Here is a 25,709-nt window from a genome sequence, read left to right on the forward strand (position 1 = left end):
GTACTCATTTTAATTATACCATAATATGTAAAATGTAACAGGGTGTATATCCAGTTTAAGAGAGATTGAAAAGTTTACTTATTGTTGTAAATCAGTATTTTTACAGTAGATATATATTTTCTTTCGAAAGCGGTGTTGTTAAAATCATTACGAATTGGATATCCAAATATATGATGAAATGTAGACAGGAGAAAGAACTTAATACGAAGTGAACTTATTTTTTATGGAAATTAAAATTGTTACATTTTAAAATAATAATATGGAATAGATGAATTCATTCACTTCGGAGGTAGTTACTTGAACATTAACGAGAAGGCAATTGAAATGTTTGAACAAAATGAATATGAGAAAGCAATGGAACTATTTCAACGAGCGGTACATGAATCTAGAGGTGTGCAATCTCTCAATAATCTTGCTTGGATGTACTTTTATGAGGAAGAGGATGATGCTAGAGCTCTTGAATTAATAAAAGAAGTTGTTAAGTTGAATCCTTCCTCATACTTTCCTTATAACATCTTAGGGGAAATTTACATAAAACAAAAAAAGTGGGAAGAAGCGAAAGAAGTATTACAAAAGTCTATTTCCATTCAACCATCCAATGAAGCATATCACAATGTAGCTGTAGCTCATTATAACCTTGGAGAGCTGGAAAAAGCTTCGGAATTTTTCTTGCGAGTTGCAGGGGATTCGGACTATATCATGTATAGCTATGTAAAATGTTTAATTGATTTAGGGAGAACGACAGAAGCGAAAGAGAAGTTAGATACTTTTAACAGGGAATCTGATGATCTTATAGGAGAAATTCATGTAGCAGATTTATATGTCGAGTTGAATTGCTATAAAGAAGCAATTGAATGGTTCGAAAGGGGATACAAAGAAGTTTGGAAAAGCCCCAATTGGATTGGTAGATTTGTTTATGCTCTATATAAAGCTAATAATTTCACGCGTATAAATGAAGTGATACGGGAATCTATCGAAGCGAAAACAGCAGAAATAGAAGATGTTCAGACTGAAGAAGTAGAAAAAAACTGGACAGAAAAAGATAAGAAAGAGTTAATTGAGGAATATACAGAAGAGAATAATTGTTATAAAAAAATGATAGAACGTATCAAATCTGGATATGTTCCAGGGTTAGAATTTGAAACTTATCATATAGGGGGTTGCTATTTATTTGGTTGTAAAAGACATAACCATCTTGAATATGAAGAATAAAAAGATTCGACTGTCAAACATGACGGTCGAATTTTTTTATTATAGGTCGTTTGTCTAAAGGTACCATCTCGACTGAAATTTGTTAAAGATGTTTCGTATCATTACATAGGTATATATCCTCCTTAGGTAATCCTTTTTTTATATTTAAAATATGTAGTGAAATAAAACCAATAAGTCCTATTCCGCCGAAAATAAGCCATGGTGTATACATTCCGTTTAAGTTGGATGTAAAAGATGTACCGGTATAATTACCGATGATAAAACCAAATGCGAGTGATAGTTGATAGAATCCGAAGTAAGTAGCTGTATATGATTCGTTACTGTAATTTGCAATAGCAATATCAGCGTTAGGTAATACGAGTGTTTCACCAATTGTAAATAAAATTACACAAATAAATAACCAATATGGGTGCTGGAATAAAGGGATGAGTAAAAAGGAAATGCCCATTAATAAAATACCGTATTTAATAATCGACAGCGTGTTGTATTTGTGAAATAGTTTTCGAAATAACACCATAAATATAACGCCTGTTATTGCATTTATCGTAATAACGAGTGTAGCAAGCTGGTTGCTATTACTAATGTTTTTCATATGAAGTGGAAGTGCGACAGTAAGCTGAGTAAACATAATATAGAAGAAAATCATGATAAATGAAAACAGAAGAAAAGGCTTGTTTTGTAAGATAGCCTGTATTCCTAATGTAATAGATGTGTTTTCAGTAGTGACTTGGAAGTGATTTTTAAGTAAGTAAAAGATAAAAGCGAATAACAGCATAAGTGATCCTGTTAGAAAGAAAGCATAGATGGGATCGAGTAAGAGTAAGAATCCTCCTGCAATTGGTCCAATTATTGCACCGCAATTAAAACTCAGGTTTAAATATGTAAATAAATTTTTTCTCATATGAGCTGGTTGTGAGCCGAATATGGCGCGAGCAGCAGGTTCATAAAATGCAGTTCCGAAGCCAATAAGTGCAGAAGAAATAGAAATTGTATAGAAATCAGAGCATATTCCTAAAGCGATAAATCCGATTCCTCTTAAAAATAATCCGGCTATCATCATGATGATATAGCCTATTTTGTCAGCAATTAACCCTGAGAATAATGGGATAACTCGTGATGTGATGGTCATAACCGTCAATACTGTTCCTACTTGGACAGCAGAAAAATGAAGAAAGGTTAATAGATAAATAGCTAAAAATGCGTATACTGCAAAATACCCAAAAGACATAAAGAATGAAGAAATAAGCATGAAACGTATCGGTATTGAGAAACTTTTCATAGAACTCCTCCTAATATTGTAACCAGTAAAATTATTTAATGGTTAACTATTTTATATTATAATTATACATAAAGTCAGAAAAAAGTAAATTTTAAGAAGAAGGTGAATGGAATTGAATCAGAACGCACCACATGAATTAGAATATATTCGAGAATTTTTAAATACATGGAGAATACCAAACGATACGAGAGAAGCAATTGATTTGCTGCAAACAGAAGAGGATATAAAGCTTTTTATGAAAGAATATTTTCATGAAGAGCTTCCATTTCATACGATAGAGGAATTAAAAAGTTTTCGAGAAGATATTCGGGTGGCAATTGAAGGCGGAGAATCATTGCAAAAGTGGTTAGAGAAATACCCATTTCATGTACATGTAAAGGAAGATATGAAAAGTGTTACATATGAACCGGTATATGAAGAGAATGTGTATACAAAAGTGTTAAGCATTGTGTTAATGTCAATTCAAGAAAATGTGTGGGGAAGGTTAAAAGCATGTCCGGATTGTCGCTGGGTATTTTATGATCATTCGCGAAATGGAAGTAAAAGATGGTGCGGTATGTATGCTGGAGAAGAAGGAGGAAGAGCATGCGGTACGATTGCGAAAGTGAAAAACTACCGGGCGAAGAGAAAAGGGCGATCTGGTTATGATATGTAATTAATATTAGAGAAAGTAAAATGGATGGGGAATGTAGAATATAAAAGGTACGCAAATGTTAGCTTTAAATAAAAAGTGTTGGGATACAGTTGCACCTTATTTCTTTCAAATGGATTGTTTACCGAAATATGGACCGTATACGGCGTCTGAAGATGAGATTCATTTGTTCGATTCAATTAAAGATAAAAAGGTACTTAATATTGGATGTGGAAGTGGGCATTCGTTGTAATATATGGCGGAACAAGGGGCAGAGGAATTATGGGGGCTTGATCTTTCGAGTGCACAAATTGAAATAGCGAATAAGGCGTTAAAGGATTGGAATCTAAAGTTAATATGCGGAGCAATGGAAGAGGAAGGAGATATTCCGAAAGGGTATTTTGATATTGTATATTCCATTTATGCATTAGGTTGGACTTCGGATTTAAGAAAAACGTTGGAACTGATTTATTCATATGTAAAGCCAGGAGGAAGTTTTATTTTTAGTTGGGAGCACCCAGTATATTCAAACTTACAGTATGGTACAGAAGAAGTTGCTATAAAGTCTTCTTATCATGAGGAAATGCCTATTACGTTTGAAACATTTAAAGGAGAAAATGTACAAGCGACATTATATAAGAGAAAAATAAGTACATACATAAATGAGTTAAATAGAGTGGGATTTAAAATTGAGAGAATAGAAGAGCCTGAACCATCTACGAAATATTATTCTTTATATAAAGCTAGGATGGTGCCAACTACTTTATTGTGAAGGCAAGAAAATGTAAAATACAGCGCACACTTTTTTTAGTGTGCGCTGTATTTTGTTAAAGGTCAGTACTTATCTTTTTGGTTGAAAAATATGTTGGAAAAAGTATTTGTGATGTAAGTTATCTACAACTTTATTTGCTTGATATGTGCGGTGTTGTTCGAGTCGAAGTCTTTGCTCCATCATTTTTATTGCATGATCAGATAAACGTAACATAATACATCTCTCCTTTTCTATAAATATAGGTCTCTAAAATGATATCGATTCCAGATTTTATAGTTAAGGAGGTATACTGTGTAACATAGGCAAAAAGCACCTTCCTCTCCCATTACGCTTACGAGGTTAGCTGTCGGACTCGGGAAGTGAGAGTATCCCTACTTAAAAAAGATTCGCCCCAAGTAGCATTGCTACAAAAATGGTTCCCCCGCTCCAAAATTTGGACTCAGCAAAAGGTATTATAAAGTAAAATATAACATAAATAAACTAATGAGTCAAACTATTTTATGTTTTCTGTCTCTTTAGTTGTGTAAGAATCATACGATCGGTAATTGTTATATCGGTTACTTCAATGAAGCCATGTTTTCTATATAATGCAATAGCAGGGGTATTCGCTTTACCTGTTTGTACAATATATGCCATGGAAGAAGGGAACATGTTAAATATATAACTTAAGAGTTTCGTTGCAATTCCTTTTTGAAAAAAATCAGGCGATACAACTAGTCGGTGAATATCAATTAGCTGTTCTTCTTGCATAAAAGAAATAAAGCCGACAAGTTTATTTTCAGAAAAATATCCATAGAATGTTTCACCGCAATTTTGAATATCGTTTACAGTATCATATAAACGGGGGATTGCAGTACTGTTTAAATAATCTGCTTCAACTTTATAAGATGGAATTTGAACTTGTAAAATGGATGATGCAACTTCAAAAGAAGTGGCATTTAACTTAAGAATCATAGATAGTGAAGCCTCCTTTGAATATGGTATATTAATATAATTGATTTTTGGGTAAGTTTGACAAAGATTTTCTTTTTTGCATATAATATATGTATCTCCTTACATATATTACTCTTTCGTTTGTTTCTATAGTAGAATATGGTTAGTGTAAATGAATTTGTAATCTTATATAAGAGTTTTGCTACTCTTGTATTTGAGCATACAGACTATAATAGAAATGGAGGACTAAAGATGGGATGGATTATCACATTAATAGTTGGTGCTATTATAGGTGCAATTGCTAGTTCTATAACAGGTAAAAATTTCCCAGGCGGTATGTTCGGAAATATTATCGCAGGTTTATTAGGTGCTTCGTTAGGTGGTAGATTATTTGGATCTTTTGGGCCATCATTTGGTGGAATTCATGTCGTGCCAGCATTATTAGGAGCAATCGTATTAATTCTTATTGTATCATTTGTAGTGAAAGCTGCAAGGAAATAAAGATATAGATAATGATGAAAAGCCCTGAGTAAGGGCTTTTCATCATTCAAAGAGGTGGTTTCATTGGAAAAAGTAAATATAAGAAAAAGAGACAAGTTAAAAAAGTTTTTTAGGGAACAAAATTATTTAGCAGTGTTACTTGGATTTGCATTATTGTTCATTAACATATTATTGCTAACAAAAATTTCTTTCGTTTTTACTCCGTTTATCGTCTTTTTAAAAACAATATTCTTCCCGGTATTATTAGCCGGAGTGCTATTTTATATCTTGCACCCATTCGTTTCACTTTTAGAAAAGAAAGGTGTTTCAAGAATCGTATCGATAGCCTCGATATATTTAATAGTACTAGGATTATTTGTGTTTTTAGTTGTAACGGTTATCCCTATTATTAAAGATCAAATTGATGCATTAATAGATAACTTACCGTATTTCGGTCATGAAATCGAACGAGCAGCACGTAGATTTGGGGAAAGTAATTTACTTGGTAAAATTCAGGAGAATTTAAATATTGATGTAGCGAATATAGTAAAAGACTATACAGTTGATTTTACAAAGTCATTATCATCAGTGACTGGAAATGTAACTGGATTTTTAAGTACACTTACAGAAGTTGTTTTAACCTTTGTCATGGTTCCGTTTATATTGTTCTATCTATTAAAAGATGGTGAACAATTACCGAATCACTTTTTGAAGTTTATTTCAGAGCAAAGACAACCGGCAGCAATGAGAATACTAGATGATATGCATTATGCGATTAGTTCGTATATAAGAGGGCAAATTATCGTTAGCTTGTTTATCGGTATCATGCTATTAATTGGCTATCTTATTATTGGTATTAAATATGCGGTATTACTTGCTATTTTAGCGATGATTGTAAATATCGTTCCGTACGTAGGTCCAGTTATTGCAATAACTCCAGCGTTAATTATCGCATTTATTGACTCGCCAGGAATGGTTTTAAAGGTAATTATCGTTATGATGGTTGTGCAATTAGCAGAAGGTAAGTTTATCTCCCCGCAAGTAATGGGGAAAAAGCTAGATATCCATCCAATTACAATAATCTTTATCATTTTAACTGCCGGTAACTTATTCGGTATTATGGGGATAGTTTTAGCAATTCCAGGATATGCGATATTAAAAGTGTTAGTTACACATGGTTATAGATTTGTAAAATTGAATACGTAAAAAAAGAGCTAAAACAGAGAAAACTGTTTTAGCTCTTTTTTATTAATAATTGATTTGCGTATTGGCGTGCCCATTGATCAGCTTCTAATATAGCATCGAGTGAAGGATCTTTTACGTTATGATGAGCTTCAACTGTATTGTAAATTGTTTTTTCGATATCGAAAAATGCAATTTCATTTTTAAGAAATAGTGCATTTGCAATTTCGTTCGCTGCATTTAATACGGCTGGAGTTGTACCGCCAATTTTGCCACATTCAAATGCGTATTGTAGACAGGGGAACTTCTCTAAATTTGGTTTTTCAAAATGCAAACTACCAATTTCTAATAAATTTAATTTTTCATAGGATGAAGGTAGTCGAGTAGGGTAGTGAAACGCATATTGAATCGGCATTCTCATATCAGGAGCACCGAGCTGTGCCATGACTGATCCATCAATAAATTCCACTAAAGAGTGAATGATACTTTCTTTATGAATCATAACATCAATTTTTTCATAAGGAATATCGAACAGCCATTTAGCTTCCATCACTTCAAACCCTTTATTCATTAACGTGGCAGAATCTATCGTTAGTTTTGCTCCCATTAACCAGTTTGGGTGTTTTAAAGCATCCTTCGCTTGTAATGTTTTCATTTCTTCACGTGTTTTATCACGAAAAGCGCCGCCAGAAGCTGTGACAATTAACTTCTCAATCTCTTTACTATTTTCTCCGTTTAAACATTGGAAAATAGCTGAATGCTCACTATCGACTGGAATTAGGCGGCATCCGTTTTGTTTCGCTAGTTCAGTTACGATATGACCAGCGGCAACTAAAGTTTCTTTGTTAGCGATGGCGATATCTTTCTTCGCCTTTAATGCTTCAATTGTTGGGAGTAAACCTGAAACACCGACAACTGAACTTAATACAAGATTTGTATTAGGATGGGTAGATACTTCATTTAAACCATCAGTTCCATATGTAATTTTTGTATTTGTTGAAATACGAGAACGTAATGTGTCCGCTAATTCTTTTGTCGCTACGCTTACAATACGAGGCTGAAACGATTCAATTTGTTTTTCGAGAAGATCGATATTATAATTTGCGGTTAAACCGACGATTTTAAAATGTTCAGGATGAGCGGAAACGACATCTAATGCAGATGTGCCAATGGATCCTGTTGAACCTAAAATGGATATATATTTTACCATGAAAAAACCTCCAAAGTTGTTTTGATTACTTCTGCAAACCTATATATTATTAGACAATTAAGGTGGAAATTCCTGCTATATAAAACAGAAAATTAGGGTTTAATTGGAAAGGGAATGTGATAAACTGTAAAAAACGAAAAAGCAATGAAAGAGAAGAGTACATGTTCAAAACTTTTCAGAGAGCTGATATGTGGTGGGAATCAGTAAGGGATGAATATGGAATGGGCTCTGGAGCTTCTAACTGAAATGAGTAGGTAAAGACGGTTACTTCACGTTATCGAAGTATGAAGTGAGCTAATGATAGCTAATAAAGGTGGTACCGCGGGAGTCTCTCGTCCTTTTTAAGGATGAGAGACTCTTTTTGTTTTTTATTTTGAGAAAGGAGGAGTTAGTATGAGCGAAAAAATAATGTTAACAGGAATTAAACCAACGGGTTATCCGCATTTAGGAAATTATATTGGTGCAATTAAACCTGCATTGCAAATGTCAAAAAATAATGAAGGAAAAGCATTGTACTTTATAGCTGATTATCATGCGTTAAATGCAGTGCATGATCCAGAGAAGTTCAGTAGTTATACAAAAGAGGTAGCAGCTACATGGTTATCACTCGGACTTGGAGAAGATGTTATTTTCTATCGACAAACAGAAGTGCCAGAGATTTTGGAATTAGCTTGGATATTAGCTTGTCTAACTCCGAAAGGGCTTATGAATCGTGCCCATGCATATAAAGCGAAGGTAGAGCAAAATAAAGAAGCGGGATTAGAAATTGATGCAGGTGTGAATATGGGGTTATATACGTACCCGATTTTAATGGCGGCTGATATATTATTATTTCAAGCTACTCATGTACCTGTTGGAAAAGATCAAATTCAGCATATTGAAATTGCTCGTGATATTGCGACGTATTTTAATCATACATTTGGCATGACATTTACGCTTCCAGAGTATGTAGTGCAAGAAGAAGGGGCAATTTTACCTGGTCTTGATGGAAGAAAAATGAGTAAAAGTTATGGGAATGTTATCCCGTTATTTGCAGAGCGAGAAAAACTACGAAAGCTTATTTTAAAAATAAAAACAGATTCTTCACTTCCAAATGAACCGAAAGAACTAGAAATGTTATTTACAATCTATAAAGAATTTGCGACAAAAGATGAAATTCAGTCAATGCGTGAAAAATATGAAACTGGAATCGGATGGGGCGATGTAAAAAAAGAGTTATTTCGCGTTGTAGATCGTGAGTTAGCAGGACCTCGGGAAAAATACGCAACGTATATGAATGGACCGCATTTACTATATGAAGCGTTAGAAAAAGGTGCTGAGAGGGCAGGGGCTATTGCGAAGGTGAATTTGGTGGAAATTAAAAAACGGATTGGATTTGAGAGGGAACGTTAAGCGTTCCCTTGTTTTTTTAGATAATCTGTCATGATTGTCTCAATAACAGGAGGAAGATTACTAGGTAACTCATCAAGTGAAAAGAAGCGCAGTTCTTTCGATTCCGTTTGATCGCATACAAGTTCACCATGGAATTCTCGGCAAATATAAACAACGAGTACACCGTGTACTTGATCGCCGTTTGGATAGATTTGAAAAAAATCTGGTCCTGAGTATGTACGGAACAGTTCTGGATTTTTAATGATAAGCCCAGTTTCTTCAAATACTTCTCGTTTTAAAGCATCTTCTAACGTCTCGTTATATTCTAAGGCACCACCAATAATACCCCAACGGTTAAAGTCTGTTCGGAGCTGTAGTAATACTTCATTTTTCTCATTTAATATAATGGCGTGTGAGCCTATTAATATAAGTGGATGATTTCCTACTAGATTTCTTACGTCTTCAATATAACCCATAATTTTTCTCCTTGTATTTAATAATAGTTTGGAAGTTCTTTTAACATTTTTTCTGTTTTACGTGCTGTATAGGCTAAGTTATGATCATCTTTTGTTCTAAAAAATAATGTACGTAAAAAGGTTTTAATGTTGGCACATAAAATACAATACTCATTAAGCGAAAGGCGTTTTCTAATTTGAGGAAGCCTTTTTATTTTTTTATAAATAATTGAAATTAACTCAGCTTGCTGGAAGTCATGATACAGCATGGATATTAATGGCGTAACAATACGCTCATCTTCGTTATTATGAAAAATATCAGATGGAATGAAGATTTTATTTAATAAACAATGAATAAGCTCTTCATACCACTCAAAAGTCGTATGTGAATTATGAACAATTTCAGTGAAAGCATCAGATACGTGGGCGATACAATGAGCCCATCCTTTATTTTCGATATATCCTCGAAAGTCCATTTCTAAGTTTGTATATGTAATGAGTTTATTTTTTATCTCTTCAATATCCTCTTCTGTAAAAAAGTAGTGAGAGTTAGCGAATTGAAGTATTAACGCAATTAAAGAAACAGTGTAAGAACGTGTGAAAACCCCATCTGTATGTGGGGAGTAAATGTCACAATATAAATACTCATCACTTAAACATGTTTGCAACAGTAATTTCAGCTGATCGTCCATAAGGAATTCATGATGAATGAAATGCGCAAAACATTTATATATAAGTTGGTAACGAACGTAACTATCAGTCGTTCCGATGTACTGAAGCATGTTCAAAGTTAACTCATTTACATTTATATGATGCAGTTGCGTATAGTCATTTTGTTGTATAAGCTCTAACTGTTGTTGCAATGCTGTAATATCCAATGGAGAACCTCCTCCGCACTTTAAAGATGCGATCTTTTCTAGTATTCTATATATTCAAGGACAATCCTGCTCATGCAAGGAGAACCATTAGAAATTCGAGTATGACATAGATGAGGGAAGAATATGACGACAATAGAACAGTTAGAAAAACATTTTAAAATAAGAAGAAGTGCTTCTTCTATCATGATAAAAGAAAATAATGCAGAGGCTTTTACAGAAGAGCAATTAAAAGAGATCATGCAATATTGCGTTGCTGAGGCTGAAAAAGAGGGGGTAGAAAAATTACATTTTGAGATCTCTTCAAAAAGTCCAAATTATGATGTGTATAAGAAATGTTTTGAAACGTATTCATTTGAATATGTTACTGAAAACATGATTGTATTTAAGGATATATATGAAGTAGAAGATGTAGAAAGTGAAATTGATTTTAAGCTGATTGAAGAAGTAGGAGAGGATACTTTTTATTCTTTTTGGAACGAAATGACGGAAGAACAAGTCGACTATAATCAATTTGTACATATGATGGAACAAGAAATTGGTGAGCAATGGAAAGAACATTGTTTAACAGCAGTTGCAAGCGAAGAGCCAATAGGAATTGTAATCCCGCATATTGAGAAAGGTACGTTAGAAGAAGGGAAACTTATGTATTTCGTAATGGCTCCAAATATGCGAAATAAAGGGTACGAAGCAGCATTCTTTACAGGTGCAATGTTTGTCTTAAAGGAAATAGGTGCATCTTATTATATTGGCGAGACAAATGTACAAAATGAGTGGATGAAGGATGTTTTTGGGAAGAATGGATGTCAGCTGCTTAGTTCTACTGAGCGATATGTGAGGAAGTTTTAGGAGGATGAATGATGTACTCTCTCGAACTCATTTCGAGGCAATCCATGTACAAATTATGAACAAGTAAAAGAACTTTTTGCCTGTTTGTAAGATAAAAAGAAAAATGAGAACGACAAAGTAGATATTCCTATAATACAATAGAGAAAGATTTGATTATAAGAGAAAGCGTTGGTGAAAGAATGGAGCAGCAAGAGAATTGGCTACAAGCAACTGTAGAACGAAATGAAGATAATATGTTACATATAAAGTGGGAAAATAATATAGAAGAAGTACGCATTTATTGGAGTACTTCACCAGATTATATTGAAGAAAATGGAGAATTACTTGTAACTGTAAACGGGGAATCATCATGCACTATTGAAAACCCGATTGAAAATGAACGCCCATATTTTAGACTAGTAGGAAATAATGGACAAGCAGTGACAGTAGCTGAGCGTAGATTGCCACTACAAGGAGCGTTTAACTTCCGTGATATGGGAGGATATGAAACGACAGAAGGCCGTAAAGTAAAATGGGGCAAATTGTACCGTTCTGAAGAATTAGCGGGACTAACAGAGTGGGATATTGCGTATTTACAGAAATCTGGATTAAAGTTAATCTGTGATTATCGTACAGACTTTGAAGTGAAGCATAAGCCAAATCCAGAGATTACAGGTGCTCGTCAAGTATGCTTACCAGTTATGCAAGACTTGGCGAAAGACTTAAATATAAATGAGTTTTTCCAAGTTGGTGACCTTTCTCTGTTGGGGAAACCAGGTGAATATCTTGTGAAAATGAACCAAGATTTCGTAAGTGGTAACGAGGCGTTCGTGAGCTTCTTACAACTTGCACAAAATCCGGAAAACTTACCATTAGTAAACCACTGTACAGCTGGAAAAGACCGTACTGGATTTGGATCAGCATTATTACTACTTCTATTAGGTGTGCCAGAAAAAACAGTAATGGAAGATTATTTACTAAGTAACGGTTTCCGTGAAAAATTAAATGAAAAAATGATGGCCTTTTTAGGTGAAAAACTACAAAACGATGAGAGTAGAGCGATATTAGGTGCAATGTTTGAAGCACGCGCCGAATATTTACAAGCTGCGATTGATGGAATCCATAAGCAATACGGATCAGTTGAAGTATACGCTGAAAAAGCTCTTGGCTTTACGAAAGAGTCGTTAGAGGAAATGAAAGTATTATTGTTAGAAGAAAAATAAGAAGAAGGGAGGCTGATTTGGATTAGCCTCCTTTTATTATTGTTGCTATAATTTTGTTTATGAGGATGTTGTGCACTGAGGAGAAAATGGATGAAAAGAACTTACGAATCGGGGGATAAAATGATCCATACACGTTTAAAAGCAGAGGAGTTAAGGGAAAGTTTAACAACAATATTAAGTCAAAAATATAAGGAATTAGCTGTGCAGGATTTAAAGGTGATTGGAACGGGAGTGCAAAATATTGTTTTTCGCGGAGATTCAGGAAAGGGACCTTTAGCATTTCGAGTGCCGTGGGAAAGAGAAGTAGAAAATATAAATGAAGATTTATTTAATAGTCGGATTTCGTTGCAAAAGGAAGCAGAGCTTTCTAAGTATTGTCATTCAAAAAGTATTCCAGTACCAAGTATACACAGATTGCATCTTTCTACCGAACTTGATTTTTTAATATCGGATTATGTGGCTACGGATCATATGCCAATTTCGGCATACGAAATAGGGAAGTTAGTCAGCAAGCTTCATAGTATGTCAATTGAAGGTTTACATTACGAGCAGAATATTAAAGAGCCAATTAGTAAGTATATAGCGGAACGCATTGTGAAACGAGTAGAAGGTTTTAATACAATTACGAATTGTGGTATTAAACTTCCAGATGCACAAACAATTGAACATATTCTTAGTACAGCTAATCATGTAAAGTGTTTATTACATATGGACATTCGACCAGCCAATTTAATTGGGTATAATGGAGAAGTTAAAGCAATAGTTGATTGGGATAACGCTTTAATTGGTCATCCGTTATTGGAGCTTATGAGAATAGCTGAAACAAATGAGGTTAGTTGGGATGAATTTAAAGATGGATATAAGAATGATAGTATCTTTAATGCTACCCCTCATATTGTTAATTTATTTTATAGACTAGATACAGCGGTCATGCTAGCAAACTTATTTATAGCACATTTGAAAATAAAGAATAAAGGTGTATTCTATAAAGAGCGAGTCAAAGCACTTTATAATGAAATATATAAAAGTTTATAATGAAGCTATGAAAATGAAGTTTTGAAAATAGGAATTGAGGAGAACATCATGAAATACAAAGTTATATTATTCGACGTAGACGATACATTATTAGATTTCCCTGAAACGGAAAGAAACGCATTACATAACGCGTTTGTACAGTTCGGCATGCCTACAGGGTATAATGATTATCTTGCAAGTTATAAAGAGATTAGTAATGGGTTATGGAGAGATTTAGAGAATAAAATGATTACGCTAAGTGAATTAGCAGTAGATCGATTTAGACAATTATTTGCACTTCATCATATAGAAGTAGATGCGCAGCAATTTAGTGATGTATACCTTGAAAACTTAGGGAAAGAAGTACATCTTATTGAAGGTGCAGTGCAATTATGTGAAAATCTGCAAGATTGCAAGCTAGGTATTATTACGAATGGATATACGAAGGTGCAACAATCGAGAATTGGAAATTCGCCTTTACGTAACTTCTTTGAACATATTATTATTTCTGAAGAAGTGGGGCATCAAAAACCAGCACGTGAGATTTTTGATTATGCGTTTGAAAAGTTTGGGATTACGGATAAATCAAGTGTACTAATGGTTGGAGATTCGCTAACTTCTGATATGAAAGGCGGAGAAGATTACGGCATTGATACGTGTTGGTATAATCCGAGTTTGAAAGAAAATATGACGGGTGTTAAGCCGACTTATGAAGTGGAGAGTCTGCTACAAATTTTAGAAATTGGGGAAGTGGCGGAAGAAAAGGTAGCTTCATTTTAATTGTGCTGATATTTGTCGAAAAATCGATATATTGAAAAAATCGTTGATATATTGTAAGTTGCGATAGATATATTGAAAAAATCGTTGATATATTGTAAGTTACGATAGATATATTAGAAAAATCGCTCATATAAGTTCATATACTAAGATATAGAATAAAAAATAGCGCTACTATACAAGGTCATTCACGTGTTATAATGCGTGAATTAAATATACGTATATAAATAGTTTCTCAGAGTAATGCGATGTCATGTATGATTAGTGTAACAACTAGAGGTGAATAAAGGATGTTAACGTTTTTATTTGAGTTAGACAAAAGTCTCCCGCAGAAGGATGAGTCACGGTATGATGCTTATTCAAAGGGCTTTATCGAAGGAGATGTAACGATTTGCGCGAGTGAAAGAGTACTTTTTCAAAAGTCATGCATGAAGGTTGCAGAGCTCGGCATTTATTTAGGACAGTGGATGGAACAAGTTCAATACGGGCAGAACGTACATATGAATTATGAAACGGCTGACCGTGATGAGATAATTCTTGGTTTTTCCTATGAAGAGGAAAATCAGTGGAGAATTTATTCCAGTTGGCAACAATTTGAACTTCAGGAACGTATATCTACTACAGCATTAATAGAGAGCGTTGGGCGTTATTTATATGAGCTAAATAAGGAACTGCGTGCGATAGAATATCCTGTGACGTTTGATCAGTACTTAAGAGGAGAGCGAATGATGCAGCTTTCTTACAAACGACCGTGTGATAGTAAAGCGGATACGATATCAATAGAAGTTTATAATGAAAGCAAACCAGTAGGCGTAGTACGGGGCTACTATAAAAATACGTTGATGAGAGTACTAGACTTCATTCCAAAAATCGGTAGTAATATCATTTATGAAATAAAGGATAGTAAGGATAATATTCGCGTCATTGCAAAGGATGTAAGTAGGCAGCGCCAAAGAAAGATTTTAGTAACGTACAAAGATAATAATGATGCAGAGCATGAAATACTTGTATGTGACGGAAAGTTATTAGACGCAAATTTCTTATTTACCTTTACATATAAGAGAGAAGAATATGTTGTTCACAAAACTTCAATTGGGCTTGGAAAGTTATTACGAAAGGGCTATGTAATCGCAGATTGGAATATTCGTCTTGAGGAAGATATGTATTACATCGAGATGAATGTGTATGATGATGATTATATAGAGGATCAATACTTACTGTTAGGCGTATTTCATGCAGTTTTATATGGATAATCAATGAGAAATACCGTCATTCTTTTTGGAAAGAATGATGGTATTTTTTTATGTGATTCTGGTGACAGGATGCCTTTAATCAATCCTCAAAAATAAAAATCTCATCAATCGTACTATGTAGTGCCTTCGCTATATCGTGAGCAAGTTGTAAGGAAGGATTGTACTTTCCTTTTTCAAGATGGCTAATTGTTTCACGGCGTACACCAACGCTCTTTGCTAAATCTTCTTGTGTCATATGTAGCTTGGCGCGGTATTCTTTTATTTTCGTTACGAACGCCATGGTACTTCTTCCATTTCATCAACTGGTTTATCGTAAAAGAACATAGAGAAACCGAACGTAAGAATAAGTGTAGCGAAAATAACAGCAATATCAATCTCTTGTAAAGTAGGGTTTGGAAATAACATTTCAATAAACAGAATGATAGCGGTAGTTAGTAATGTAACGATAAATGCATTGCGGCACGATTTATTGACAATTTGTTCAAACCGTTCATCGTGTTGAACCGTTCTATACGATGTGAAGAAGGAGAAGAAACAGAACATAGTAAAAAATCCTTTTTCATAAAAAAATCCGAGAAAACCGGAGAAACCGAGAAATCCTAAATATTTAATCCAAGTTGTTTTCATAAATATATCCTCCTTATCATGTTAGAAATAAATCACATTATGTTATAAATATATCACGTATAAAAATGTATGGTAATAATAGTTTTCCAATTCTTTTCATAATAATAGTAAAAAGAGGAAATATACTGCGAAATAAAGAGGATAATATTGTAAAATGATTGTAAGGAGGGGGAGGAAGGAATGCTAACTTGGATCATGATTGTTGTATTACTTGTAGTGATTACTGTAATTGCGACGGTGTTAATTGGGAGAAATGGTGATGCGAATTATAGTAAAGCGACAAAAGGAAATATTAAACGTCTTACGATAATTTATATTATATTAGCCGTCGTTTTAATTGTTGGATTAGGGGTGTACATTTATTTTAAAGGTTAAATAAACTGAAAAATGTAAAAATCTTAAAATAGAAGTATGCTATAATATCAATATAGTTATTTGGTAATTAAGGAAAGGATTGGATGTAATGATTGAAATTACGAATGTGTCAAAAAGTTATAATGGGTCTACCTATGCAGTAAAAGATTTAAGTTTATCTGTGCCTAGCGGAGAAATCTTTGGGTTTTTAGGACCGAATGGTGCTGGTAAATCAACGACAATTAAGATGATTACTGGTATTCATGGAGTGGACAAAGGGACTATTACTATTAACGGCAAAAATATTATGAAAGAGCCGATGGAAGCGAAGAAGACGTTTGGTTATGTTCCAGATAGCCCAGATATGTTTTTACGATTAAAGGGAATTGAATATTTAAACTTTATGGCAGATATGTATGAAGTGCCGAAAGAAGTACGCCAAGAACGAATAGAGTCTTTAGCGAAGAAATTTGACCTTTATAATGCTTTATCTGATCAAATTCAAAGTTATTCACACGGTATGAGACAAAAGATTGTTATTATTGGTGTGCTCGTGCATGAGCCAGATGTATGGATTTTAGATGAACCGTTAACAGGGCTTGATCCGAAATCTGCCTATATTTTAAAAGAAATGATGAGAGAGCATGCGGATAAAGGAAAGATTGTATTTTTCTCTACACACGTATTAGAAGTCGCGGAAAAAATATGTGACCGGGTTGCTATTATTAATAAGGGGAATTTGCAGTTTAAAGGAAATTTAAATGAAATGAGAGATCATTTTAAATCCAATGAATCACTTGAAAAAATGTTCTTGGAGATGACGGGCAATGAGTAAAATTTGGACGTTAACGAAAGTATTATTGAAATTAAATTATGCAGATTTCATAACAGATAAGAAGAAGCGATGGGCATATGTATTTTCATTTGCAGCTATTTTATTTGTTGGTTTTTTAATATTTGGTTCGATGACGCACGGAATGTATGAAGGTATGAAACAATTAGGGCAAGACCCAGGAATGATTATTGCAATGGGACTTGCGATTGCGAGTATATGGGTATTTTTAATGAGTATAACGAACATTTTAACTGTATTTTACTACAGCAATGATATTGAAATGTTATTGCCGTTACCATTAAAACCAGCGCAAATTATTTCGGCAAAATTTTTAACGGTATTAATTACACAATACGTAATGAGTTCATTCATTTTATTACCAATCTTCATTACGTACGGTTTAAAAAGTGACGCATTTATTACATATTACATATATATGATTTTTATTTACTTACTTTTCCCGATCGTCCCGTTAGTATTAGCTTCGTTACTGATGACAGTAATCATGAGGTATACAAATATAGCAAAAAATAAAGATCGAGGAAATATATTTATTGGAATCGTAAGTATACTATTTATTGTAGGAATTAACGTATTTATGCAGTGGAGAAATAAAAGTGCGTTTTCTGGAGACGGGGCTGCGGAATATCTTGTAAATAATCAATCTTCTCTTATAGTACAAATGACAAATTATTTTCCAACTACATATTTTGGAGCAGTGGCATTAGTAGAAAGTGCAAATTGGAAGGGACCTTTATATGTAATGATCTTTGCCCTTATTTCATTTGTCTTCTTTGTGCTGTTTTATTACATTGCAGAGCGTACATATTTAAAAGGGGTTATTGGACTTTCAACGAGTACAGCAAAAAAAGAGGTCATTTCAGCAGAAGGTTTACAGAAATCAACCGTACAAAGTTCACATTTGAAAGCGTATGTGAAAAAAGAATTTAAAACGTTATTCCGTACACCACAATTTTTCTTAAATTGTATCGTACAAACTTTCGTTATGCCGATTATGTTGTTCTTTATTTTATTTGTACAAGATGGGAATTTAAAGTTTATTACAGAGTATATTAACAATCCAGAAACAACGGGGTTTGCAATCGGTGTTGGTCTTTGTGCATCGTTATTTTTGATGGGTAGTAACGTCATTGCAACGACGTCATTTTCACGTGATGGAAGCTCATGGTTTGTGAATCGATATTTACCAGTAAAAGCTTCGGATATCTTTTTTGCGAAAGCGATCACTGCTTGGTTAATTAATGTGATTATTTTAGCAGTATTTGGTATTACGATGGCAGTTGTAGCTGGAATTTCTCCAGTCTTCATGATACTGTGGTTTTTACTAAGTGCGAACGGGTTGTTATTAATTAATTTAATTGGAACACGCTGGGACGCACAAACTGCAGATATTCATTGGGATACAGAGCAGAAATTATTTAAAAGTCGATATACAACTTTGTGGAATTTTTTAGCTAATATTTTAATAGCTTTAATTATTGTAGCCGGAGTAAGTGTATTATACTTCTTCCTTCAAGTCGGACTTTGGGTTATGTTTATCGTTTTATTTGCAATGTTTACGATTGTAAATTATATCTTTATTAAAATTTTAAAATTAGGTGCAGAACGTATATTGTCAAATATTAATTAAGAAGGTAGATCCTCTGTATTCGTGCAGGGGATTTATCCATAGATGGAGGAGAAAAGGTGAAGAAAATAGCAATTGTAACAGGGGCAACCCGTCTGAATGGAATTGGTGCAGCTGTATGCAAGGTGCTTGCTCAAAAAGGGATAGACATTTTTTTCACATACTGGTCTCGGTATGATAAAGCGATGCCATGGGGAATGAATGATCAAGAGCCCTTTTTGTTGAAGAAGGAGATTGAAAGTTACGGTGTTCGATGTGAAATGGCAGAAATCAATTTATCACAGTCTTATTCACCAAATCGTTTGTTTTATATGGTATCAGAACGATTAGGTGATCCATCTATTTTAATTAATAATGCAGCGTATGCTACTCATACGAGAATTGAGGAATTAAATGTAGAACAGTTAGATAAACATTATACAGTGAATGTTCGGGCAACTATGTTATTAAGTTCATTATTTATAAAACATTATGCATACAAGCAGAGTGGAAGTATTATTAATCTTACTTCAGGGCAGTCATTAGGTCCAATGCCAGATGAACTAGCATATGTGGCAACGAAAGGGGCAATTGAAGCATTTACAAAATCAGTAGCACCAGTTGCGATGGAGAAGGGGATTACCGTTAATGCCGTTGATCCAGGACCGACGAATACGGGGTGGATTACAGAGGAATTAGAACATTATTTAGTATGGAAATTCCCGCAAGGTAGAGTTGGAGAATCATTGGATGCTGCGCGCCTAATATCTTTTTTAGTAAGTGAAGAAGCGAAGTGGATTACTGGGCAAGTTATTCATTCGAATGGTGGTTTCTCATAAAAATATTATGTTAACAATTGTTGAGAAACAAAAAAATTAAGATATTTATATTTTTTTGTATAAATAAAATGTCAAGAAAGAGAAAAATTTGATAGGAGAGTATATTGTCATATGAGGATAGTAATTCTTGATGTGACAATATACTCTTTTTCTTTTACAGCAGAGAGGAAAATGAAGTAGAAGAAACTCGAATATTCAAATCGGTTTATCAGTTTTTGTACGTATTATTATGAAGATTACTGTCGGAAAGATGGTGATTCGTATGAAAAGGGATTTTTTAAGGGGAAATAGAATCGTAAAGGGGAGGATAAATTAAGTAAACATAGGGGGATTTATATGAAAATGAAAAAGGTCGCTATCGCATCGATAACAATTGGTACAATGCTTACTATGGCAGCTTGTAGTCCATCCGCAGATAAAGAGGCAGAAAAGAAAGAACAAGTAACAGCACAAAATGAAGGAGAAACAAAAACGACAAGTACAGATGAAGCGTCAAAAACAACGAAAGATACTGAAAAAGACACAAATACTTCTTCAAATGAAAAAACAGATAAGGATGCAAAAAATACAAAAGAATCATCTGGAACAGAAAATAACGGCAAAACGACAAAAGAAAAAGAAACGACAGGAAAAACGAATGAGCAAACTACTAGTGGCAAAGCAACAGATCAATCAACTAGCGGCAAAACGACAGACCAAACGACAAGTGGAAAGACTACTAAAGATTCGAAGAAAAATGTTGCTGTGAAAACGAACGTAAAAGAAGTCGTTACATTAATTGAAAGCTTAGACAAGCAATTAGCTGCTAACCCTAAATTAGAAACAGTAAATAAACTTGGAAAACAAATTAATGAGAAGTGGGATGTCATTGAAAAAGAGTTAGAAGCATCACATCCGACGGATTCTAAAACAATCGGTCAAAGTATGTATCCGTTAATTGTAGGAGCGGAAAAAGAAAAGATCGACATTACGAAAATGAAGTCATTAACGACGAAAACGAAAAAAGATTTAAATCAGTTATTGACGAAGTTATCGTAGTATGAAAAAGCCTACTTGTGTGAGTAGGCTTTTTACGTTGTTGTAATTGTATATAGTGGGAACATATTTATTTTTTATTTTCAATTACGATACGAAATGAACCGTATGCTTGTTGACTGACATAATGATCTTCACTAACTTTATAAGGAAATGGGAATGCGACTAGTTGAAAATTACTTTCCTGTTCCACTGTAGGTAGTGTGAAAGTAAAAGTTTGTCTCGTTTCTGGTGCCACTGTAGTATAAGCGACGTTTTTATTATGGAATAATTCAACTTGTTCCCAATCTTTAAAGGCCACGATTGCATAAGGTATTTCATCTTTTGTTTCATTTCCGTTAGATAGAGTTAATGTTTCACCTTCCTTTTCAGAAAATACCGTTTGTAATTTCTCTTCATTGCTCGTAACAAATAATGGCTCATAAAGACCATCTTTTAAAATAGTATTTGGCTGTATAGGGGTAGACTTTAATGTTTCACTTTCTTTATCAGGATGATGTATTGAATATCGCATACTTAAAATCTCTTCTAGTATAGACGCTTTATGTAAGTCATTATCTTTTAACTTATATTCAGGTTTTTTAATAATTAAAAAGGCTAATTCGCTTGCGTTAGGAGAAGTGTGTAAAGAGATTTTCGTAGTAATCGAACTATTTGGTTTCATATCGAAAGAGTAGTGTGATAGTTCATTTACAGTATTTTCTATTTTGAAAGGTTTTTGTACGTAATCTTCTAGAACAATTAATCCATACTTTCGGTCTTCGTCAATATTATGTATAAAGGATAACGATACGTTAATTGTATTATTCTCACTAGTAATTTCACTACCGTTGTTAATATGTTGGCCTTGATTATCCTTCAAGCCGTATGAAATAGTATTGGTTTGTTTCTCTCTCTTATTTTCTTTGGAAGGTGTATAAGGTTGTATAATTGAAGTATGGAACAAAACATACATTGTAAAGAAAGAAATAAGTAAAAAACCGATAATGATATATATATTTTTCATAAATAACACCTCAATATATTTAAAATATAAGAGAAAAAAGATATGCAAGATGCATATCTTTTTTCTCTTTCTTACCAGGAAGCTTTTGTTTCGTGATTCACATCATTATAACCATTTAATTTATAGGTATGATTACCAATAGCGTAATCATCTCCATAATAAACGCTTGTGTTGGTCGCTGTAGCACTTACATAAGATGATTTTTTTGCATTATTACTTTTCGTATTCACTAATGAGCCATCGCCATTGAAAGTCCTTGCTTTTGCATAAATATAGTCTTCGGTCGTAGTTGATTTCGATTTAGCAACTGCATATGGGTTACCAAAAAAGGGAGTATAGACGCTAATGTTAGAATCATTCTTAGGTGCAGCTGCAACAGTCAAACTAGAAACATTGGATGTTTTTGCTGATTGAATTGTATCAAAGTCAACTAAAACAGGCTGCTTGTCTGCAGCACCCACCTCTGAGGCACTTGCGTTATTAGTAAAACCAAAACCTAAAACCGCTAACCCTAAAGTTGTCACCGCTAAAGATTTTTTCATATTCACTAATTTTCCCACCTTTTTTAATTTTTGAGTTCGAACTCAACTCATACAATATACGAAAAATTCGAAACTCTCAACAACCTATCCGATACTTAACTTTTCTTTTACTTTTGATTTAACCTATCTTCATTTTAATAATTTGAATATAGCTTTAACTGCTTAGCGAACATGGAAATAGGGTTACCAATATGAAATTCATGTAAATGTAGATTTACACTTTTAGAAGAGCACATGAATGAAAAGTAGGGTGGTAATGAAAGAGAGTTAGAAGCATCGCATCGAATGTAATACAAAACAATCGGATTATGTATTCATTAATTGTAGCGGCGGAAAAAGAAAAGATAGTAAAGGAGAGCATTAACGGTAAAAACGAAACACGGTATAAATCAATCATATACGAAGCAATTCTACGTTTGTATGTAGGATTATTTCGTTTGTAAAGTTTAAAGCTGTTATTGTATTCCCTATGTTATTTTTAAATTTTTGTGGGAAACCTATCTGAAAAGGATGGTGGCAAGAATGACAATTGATCGAGTGTGTACAATAGGACCAGCAAGTAATAATAAAGAAACGTTAGTGCAGTTAATAAAGAATGGTATGAAAATTGTTCGGCTAAATTTATCACATGGCACGCATGAAAGTCATAAAGACATCATTCGTTTAGTGAAATCTTTAGATGACTCTATTAAAATTTTAGGTGATGTGCAAGGTCCTAAAATAAGATTAGGTGAAATGAAGGAAGATCAAATTTCACTTAAGGCCGGGGATTCTTTTCTTTTACATACGCAACCAGTCATAGGGAGTAATACAGAAGCAAGTGTGGATTATGTAGGTATTGCGAATGATGTGAAAGTAGACAGTAGAATTTTGATTAATGATGGAGAGGTTGAATTAATTGTTGAAAAGGTAAGTAAGGAAAAAATAGAAACAAAGATCAAAACAGGTGGTAATATCTCATCTCATAAGGGGGTGAATTTACCAGGTGCGACAGTTAGTTTACCGGCTATTACAGAGAAAGATAAAAAAGACATTCAATTTCTTTTAAAAGAGGATGTTAATTTTATCGCGTGTTCTTTCGTACGAAAACCTAGTCATATAAAGGAAATACGAAATTTTATACAAGAGCATAAAGAAACGTCCCCAAGTTTAATTGCAAAAATAGAAACGATGGAAGCAATCGAGAATTTTCAAGATATATGTAAAGAAGCAGATGGAATTATGATTGCAAGGGGGGATTTAGGAGTGGAATTGCCGTATCAAATTATTCCGCTTTTACAAAAAATGATGATTCGTGAATGTAATCGAACGAATACATATGTTATTACAGCAACACAAATGCTTCAATCTATGGTAGATCATTCTATTCCTACAAGGGCAGAGGTCAGCGATGTTTTTCAAGCTGTACTAGACGGGACGAATGCAGTGATGCTTTCTGCTGAAAGTGCATCAGGAGAGCATCCAATCGAAAGTGTGAGAACACTACGTCTCGTTTCGGAATTTGCGGAGCATGTAAAAAAAGATGGTCCTTTTGCGATGAAAGATGTACTGGAATGGCTGCATAAGTCTCTTTAATACATGTAGCTTGGTAAGTGATGAATAAAAAAAGAGGGCGGATATGCATCCCCCTCGAGTTTTTTAACGAATATTACTCTTGCTCTTCTTGCTCATCCAAAATCTTATCAAAAGCAGCCGATACTTTGTCAAACTCTTCGTCATTTTCGATGTATGAAAACTCATTATCTTCTTCTACTTTTAAAAAGAAGATATCAATGTCTTCCTCAGTTTCTGTTTGAATGTCTTCTACGAAGGCAACTGCAATATATTCTGCACCTTCGACATCCATCGCTCCAAGTACTTCTACTTCCTGATCCTCATTATTCTCATCACTAAGAGTAAACACTTCGCCAACTTCAATATCAGACATATTCATTCTCCTCCTGTTCGACTCTAAAAAATAGAGCGTTCAAAATGCATACATACTAACATATCTTTCCATGAAAAATCAATTTCATACATAAGAAAAATCAAATTCTACTTCTTTAGTATGAGTATCCAGCAATAAGGAGGAATATTTTTTGAGTGCTATATTACTAAATCCATTCAACAATTGTATCCGTAGTCTGTCTTGTTTTATCACGCTTTGGCTCTTCTTTACGGTAACCAAAGGCAGCCATAACGGATACTTCAAAATTATCGTCTTTTACAATGCCTTCTTGACGAAGTAAAGAATCTACTTTCTCTTTATCAAATCCTTCTATTGGACAAGAGTCAATACCAATTTGAGCTGCACTCGTCATCATATTACCTAAAGCGATATAAGATTGTTTTGATGCCCAATCAAATACAGCACGGTCGGATTGTAATAAGTTAAAATCTGATTCCTGGAACTTTTTGAAGAATTCATATCTGATTTTTTGAGTGTCTTCAGGTAATCCAATAATATCGTTCATCATATATTTAATATAATCTGCATCATAATGCATATCTTTAATGTTTCTTGAAAGAACAATGACAAAGTGACTTGCTGTTGCAAGTTGCCCACCAGCACCCCATGAATATGGTTGTAGTTTTTCTCTTACTTCTTTATTTTGTACGATAACAAATTTCCAAGGTTCATATCCAAAAGAAGAAGGAGATAATCTGCCTGTTTCTAAAATGAAATTAAAATCCTCTTCTGAAATTTGTTGCATAGGATCGAACTCTTTACATGCATGTCTGAAATGAAAAGCCTCCATAATTTTTTCTTTTGTCATTTGGTTTGTATTTGTCATAAAAGTTCCTCTTTTCATTAATTTATTTTGTAAGTAAATTATATTTTTAAAGTAACATGGAAACAAGTACGCACATTTATGTGGTATAGTATCAAAAAAGATACTAATGTTAAGGGAAGGGATTTATTATGGATTGTTCAAAAGAAAATAATATAAATTACCCATTTTTAAATAAATATTCTTGTCCAGTGGAAGCGATGGTTGAGGTCATTGGAGGGAAATGGAAAGGGGTTATTTTGTATCATTTATTAGATGGTACAAAGAGGTTTAATGAATTAAAAAGATTAAAACCTAATATCACACAAAGAATGTTAACACTGCAGCTTAGAGAACTTGAAGCAGATGGCATCATACATCGCGAAGTGTACCGCGAAGTACCTCCAAAAGTAGAATATTCGTTAACTGAGCTTGGTGAATCACTTCGTCCAATGATTCTATTAATGATGGAATGGGCAACTCATAATATGGAGAAAGTTTTGGAAAGTAGAAATACACAAAATAAAAGTTAAGAGTTGAAATGGATATAGGAGAGATATGTGAAATAGTTGTAGAAATAAAAGGTGTTTCCATATGTG

Annotated in this window: 29 protein-coding genes, 1 pseudogene, 1 riboswitch and 1 other annotated feature; of the genes and pseudogenes, 18 read left to right on the top strand and 12 right to left on the bottom strand. The window is 33.8% G+C overall.

Annotated elements, in window-relative coordinates:
- Nucleotides 1-297 precede the first annotated feature (297 nt).
- Entirely contained in the window at nt 298-1,212 is a 915-nt protein-coding gene (locus JDS81_RS08755; RefSeq protein WP_097953895.1) for a tetratricopeptide repeat protein, read from the top strand.
- 82 nt (nt 1,213-1,294) lie between these two features.
- Here JDS81_RS08755 and JDS81_RS08760 read toward each other — a convergent pair whose 3' ends face one another.
- Nucleotides 1,295-2,491 (bottom strand): MDR family MFS transporter, encoded by a 1,197-nt coding sequence (locus tag JDS81_RS08760; protein WP_000834835.1) that lies wholly within the window; start codon nt 2,489-2,491, stop codon nt 1,295-1,297.
- Between the two features lie 112 nt (nt 2,492-2,603).
- Between JDS81_RS08760 and JDS81_RS08765 the strand changes: the two genes are divergently transcribed.
- Nucleotides 2,604-3,146 (top strand): CGNR zinc finger domain-containing protein, encoded by a 543-nt coding sequence (locus tag JDS81_RS08765; RefSeq protein WP_142311506.1) that lies wholly within the window; start codon nt 2,604-2,606, stop codon nt 3,144-3,146.
- Between the two features lie 40 nt (nt 3,147-3,186).
- A pseudogene (locus JDS81_RS08770) lies at nt 3,187-3,953 on the top strand (class I SAM-dependent methyltransferase).
- Nucleotides 3,954-3,963: 10 nt separating this feature from the next.
- Here the strand turns inward: JDS81_RS08770 and JDS81_RS08775 are convergent.
- Together JDS81_RS08775 and JDS81_RS08780 are read right to left on the bottom strand one after the other, a co-directional pair.
- Nucleotides 3,964-4,107 (bottom strand): hypothetical protein, encoded by a 144-nt coding sequence (locus JDS81_RS08775; RefSeq protein ID WP_000945246.1) that lies wholly within the window; start codon nt 4,105-4,107, stop codon nt 3,964-3,966.
- Between the two features lie 99 nt (nt 4,108-4,206).
- A riboswitch (cyclic di-AMP (ydaO/yuaA leader) is annotated at nt 4,207-4,349 on the bottom strand.
- Nucleotides 4,350-4,392: 43 nt separating this feature from the next.
- A complete protein-coding gene (locus JDS81_RS08780; RefSeq protein ID WP_000601224.1) occupies nt 4,393-4,848 on the bottom strand; it encodes a GNAT family N-acetyltransferase in 456 nt (151 codons plus the stop codon).
- Nucleotides 4,849-5,079: 231 nt separating this feature from the next.
- Here JDS81_RS08780 and JDS81_RS08785 point away from each other — a divergent pair, with 231 nt between their 5' ends.
- Nucleotides 5,080-5,328 (top strand): GlsB/YeaQ/YmgE family stress response membrane protein, encoded by a 249-nt coding sequence (locus tag JDS81_RS08785; protein WP_000539733.1) that lies wholly within the window; start codon nt 5,080-5,082, stop codon nt 5,326-5,328.
- A gap of 63 nt (nt 5,329-5,391) precedes the next feature.
- Nucleotides 5,392-6,513 (top strand): AI-2E family transporter, encoded by a 1,122-nt coding sequence (locus JDS81_RS08790; protein ID WP_000416922.1) that lies wholly within the window; start codon nt 5,392-5,394, stop codon nt 6,511-6,513.
- A gap of 28 nt (nt 6,514-6,541) precedes the next feature.
- On the opposite strand, the gene JDS81_RS08795 is transcribed toward JDS81_RS08790, so the two are convergent.
- Complete coding sequence (locus tag JDS81_RS08795) at nt 6,542-7,699, bottom strand: 1-deoxy-D-xylulose-5-phosphate reductoisomerase (protein ID WP_097953897.1); 1,158 nt, start codon at nt 7,697-7,699, stop codon at nt 6,542-6,544.
- Between the two features lie 135 nt (nt 7,700-7,834).
- Nucleotides 7,835-8,042 (top strand) — a binding site (T-box leader).
- Between the two features lie 50 nt (nt 8,043-8,092).
- Between JDS81_RS08795 and JDS81_RS08800 the strand changes: the two genes are divergently transcribed.
- Nucleotides 8,093-9,091, top strand: coding sequence for a tryptophan--tRNA ligase (locus JDS81_RS08800; RefSeq protein ID WP_097953898.1), 999 nt, complete (start codon nt 8,093-8,095; stop codon nt 9,089-9,091).
- On the opposite strand, the gene JDS81_RS08805 is transcribed toward JDS81_RS08800, so the two are convergent.
- Together JDS81_RS08805 and JDS81_RS08810 are read right to left on the bottom strand one after the other, a co-directional pair.
- Entirely contained in the window at nt 9,088-9,546 is a 459-nt protein-coding gene (locus JDS81_RS08805; protein ID WP_000540496.1) for an NUDIX hydrolase, read from the bottom strand. The two genes, JDS81_RS08800 and JDS81_RS08805, sit on opposite strands and share 4 nt — an antisense overlap.
- A gap of 17 nt (nt 9,547-9,563) precedes the next feature.
- Nucleotides 9,564-10,403, bottom strand: a complete 840-nt coding sequence (locus tag JDS81_RS08810) for a DUF2785 domain-containing protein (protein WP_097953899.1) — start codon at nt 10,401-10,403, stop codon at nt 9,564-9,566.
- Between the two features lie 123 nt (nt 10,404-10,526).
- Between JDS81_RS08810 and JDS81_RS08815 the strand changes: the two genes are divergently transcribed.
- From JDS81_RS08815 to JDS81_RS08835, 5 genes are all read left to right on the top strand, one after another.
- Complete coding sequence (locus tag JDS81_RS08815) at nt 10,527-11,249, top strand: N-acetyltransferase (protein ID WP_070173518.1); 723 nt, start codon at nt 10,527-10,529, stop codon at nt 11,247-11,249.
- Between the two features lie 179 nt (nt 11,250-11,428).
- A complete protein-coding gene (locus tag JDS81_RS08820) occupies nt 11,429-12,451 on the top strand; it encodes a tyrosine-protein phosphatase (RefSeq protein ID WP_097953900.1) in 1,023 nt (340 codons plus the stop codon).
- Nucleotides 12,452-12,541: 90 nt separating this feature from the next.
- Nucleotides 12,542-13,486: a phosphotransferase family protein gene (locus tag JDS81_RS08825; protein ID WP_097953901.1), complete on the top strand. Its 945-nt coding sequence runs from the start codon at nt 12,542-12,544 to the stop codon at nt 13,484-13,486.
- A gap of 48 nt (nt 13,487-13,534) precedes the next feature.
- Nucleotides 13,535-14,245, top strand: coding sequence for a YjjG family noncanonical pyrimidine nucleotidase (locus tag JDS81_RS08830; RefSeq protein ID WP_000875936.1), 711 nt, complete (start codon nt 13,535-13,537; stop codon nt 14,243-14,245).
- A 287-nt stretch (nt 14,246-14,532) separates the two neighbouring features.
- Nucleotides 14,533-15,495: a tubby C-terminal domain-like protein gene (locus tag JDS81_RS08835; protein WP_000955130.1), complete on the top strand. Its 963-nt coding sequence runs from the start codon at nt 14,533-14,535 to the stop codon at nt 15,493-15,495.
- 79 nt (nt 15,496-15,574) lie between these two features.
- Here the strand turns inward: JDS81_RS08835 and JDS81_RS08840 are convergent, their stop codons facing one another.
- Together JDS81_RS08840 and JDS81_RS08845 are read right to left on the bottom strand one after the other, a co-directional pair.
- Nucleotides 15,575-15,775: a helix-turn-helix transcriptional regulator gene (locus JDS81_RS08840; RefSeq protein ID WP_000896288.1), complete on the bottom strand. Its 201-nt coding sequence runs from the start codon at nt 15,773-15,775 to the stop codon at nt 15,575-15,577.
- The gene (locus tag JDS81_RS08845) at nt 15,763-16,122 is read right to left on the bottom strand and encodes a DUF3796 domain-containing protein (protein ID WP_097953902.1); all 360 of its coding nucleotides are present in this window, start codon (nt 16,120-16,122) and stop codon (nt 15,763-15,765) included. Before JDS81_RS08845 ends, JDS81_RS08840 begins: the two co-directional genes overlap by 13 nt.
- 180 nt (nt 16,123-16,302) lie before the next feature.
- Between JDS81_RS08845 and JDS81_RS08850 the strand changes: the two genes are divergently transcribed.
- The 5 genes from JDS81_RS08850 to JDS81_RS08870 all read left to right on the top strand — a co-directional run bounded on the left by JDS81_RS08850 (nt 16,303) and on the right by JDS81_RS08870 (nt 20,815).
- Nucleotides 16,303-16,497, top strand: a complete 195-nt coding sequence (locus tag JDS81_RS08850) for a hypothetical protein (protein ID WP_000958860.1) — start codon at nt 16,303-16,305, stop codon at nt 16,495-16,497.
- Between the two features lie 88 nt (nt 16,498-16,585).
- Entirely contained in the window at nt 16,586-17,311 is a 726-nt protein-coding gene (locus tag JDS81_RS08855; RefSeq protein ID WP_097953903.1) for an ABC transporter ATP-binding protein, read from the top strand.
- Nucleotides 17,304-18,962 carry a putative ABC transporter permease subunit gene (locus tag JDS81_RS08860; RefSeq protein WP_097953904.1) on the top strand — a complete coding sequence of 553 codons (1,659 nt, stop codon included), beginning with the start codon at nt 17,304-17,306 and terminating at the stop codon, nt 18,960-18,962. Before JDS81_RS08855 ends, JDS81_RS08860 begins: the two co-directional genes overlap by 8 nt.
- A 56-nt stretch (nt 18,963-19,018) precedes the next feature.
- Nucleotides 19,019-19,777 (top strand): SDR family oxidoreductase, encoded by a 759-nt coding sequence (locus JDS81_RS08865; protein ID WP_097953905.1) that lies wholly within the window; start codon nt 19,019-19,021, stop codon nt 19,775-19,777.
- Between the two features lie 336 nt (nt 19,778-20,113).
- Nucleotides 20,114-20,815 (top strand): hypothetical protein, encoded by a 702-nt coding sequence (locus tag JDS81_RS08870; RefSeq protein ID WP_097953906.1) that lies wholly within the window; start codon nt 20,114-20,116, stop codon nt 20,813-20,815.
- A 67-nt stretch (nt 20,816-20,882) separates the two neighbouring features.
- Here the strand turns inward: JDS81_RS08870 and JDS81_RS08875 are convergent, their stop codons facing one another.
- Together JDS81_RS08875 and JDS81_RS08880 are read right to left on the bottom strand one after the other, a co-directional pair.
- On the bottom strand, nt 20,883-21,818 hold the full coding sequence (locus JDS81_RS08875; RefSeq protein ID WP_097955194.1) for a hypothetical protein: 936 nt from the start codon (nt 21,816-21,818) through the stop codon (nt 20,883-20,885).
- Nucleotides 21,819-21,889: 71 nt separating this feature from the next.
- Complete coding sequence (locus tag JDS81_RS08880; RefSeq protein ID WP_001056341.1) at nt 21,890-22,366, bottom strand: hypothetical protein; 477 nt, start codon at nt 22,364-22,366, stop codon at nt 21,890-21,892.
- A 504-nt stretch (nt 22,367-22,870) separates the two neighbouring features.
- Here JDS81_RS08880 and JDS81_RS08885 point away from each other — a divergent pair.
- Nucleotides 22,871-23,935, top strand: coding sequence for a pyruvate kinase (locus tag JDS81_RS08885; protein WP_097955191.1), 1,065 nt, complete (start codon nt 22,871-22,873; stop codon nt 23,933-23,935).
- 73 nt (nt 23,936-24,008) lie between these two features.
- On the opposite strand, the gene JDS81_RS08890 is transcribed toward JDS81_RS08885, so the two are convergent.
- Together JDS81_RS08890 and JDS81_RS08895 are read right to left on the bottom strand one after the other, a co-directional pair.
- Nucleotides 24,009-24,293 (bottom strand): DUF1292 domain-containing protein, encoded by a 285-nt coding sequence (locus JDS81_RS08890; RefSeq protein ID WP_002039126.1) that lies wholly within the window; start codon nt 24,291-24,293, stop codon nt 24,009-24,011.
- 160 nt (nt 24,294-24,453) lie between these two features.
- On the bottom strand, nt 24,454-25,134 hold the full coding sequence (locus JDS81_RS08895; RefSeq protein ID WP_097955190.1) for an NAD(P)H-dependent oxidoreductase: 681 nt from the start codon (nt 25,132-25,134) through the stop codon (nt 24,454-24,456).
- Nucleotides 25,135-25,262: 128 nt separating this feature from the next.
- On the opposite strand from JDS81_RS08895, the gene JDS81_RS08900 reads away from it, so the two are divergent.
- On the top strand, nt 25,263-25,643 hold the full coding sequence (locus JDS81_RS08900; RefSeq protein WP_061529481.1) for a winged helix-turn-helix transcriptional regulator: 381 nt from the start codon (nt 25,263-25,265) through the stop codon (nt 25,641-25,643).
- The last annotated feature ends 66 nt before the right edge of the window (nt 25,644-25,709 follow it).

Origin of the sequence: Bacillus cereus group sp. N31, from assembly GCF_016483245.1 — a bacterium.
Classification (GTDB): domain Bacteria; phylum Bacillota; class Bacilli; order Bacillales; family Bacillaceae_G; genus Bacillus_A; species Bacillus_A toyonensis.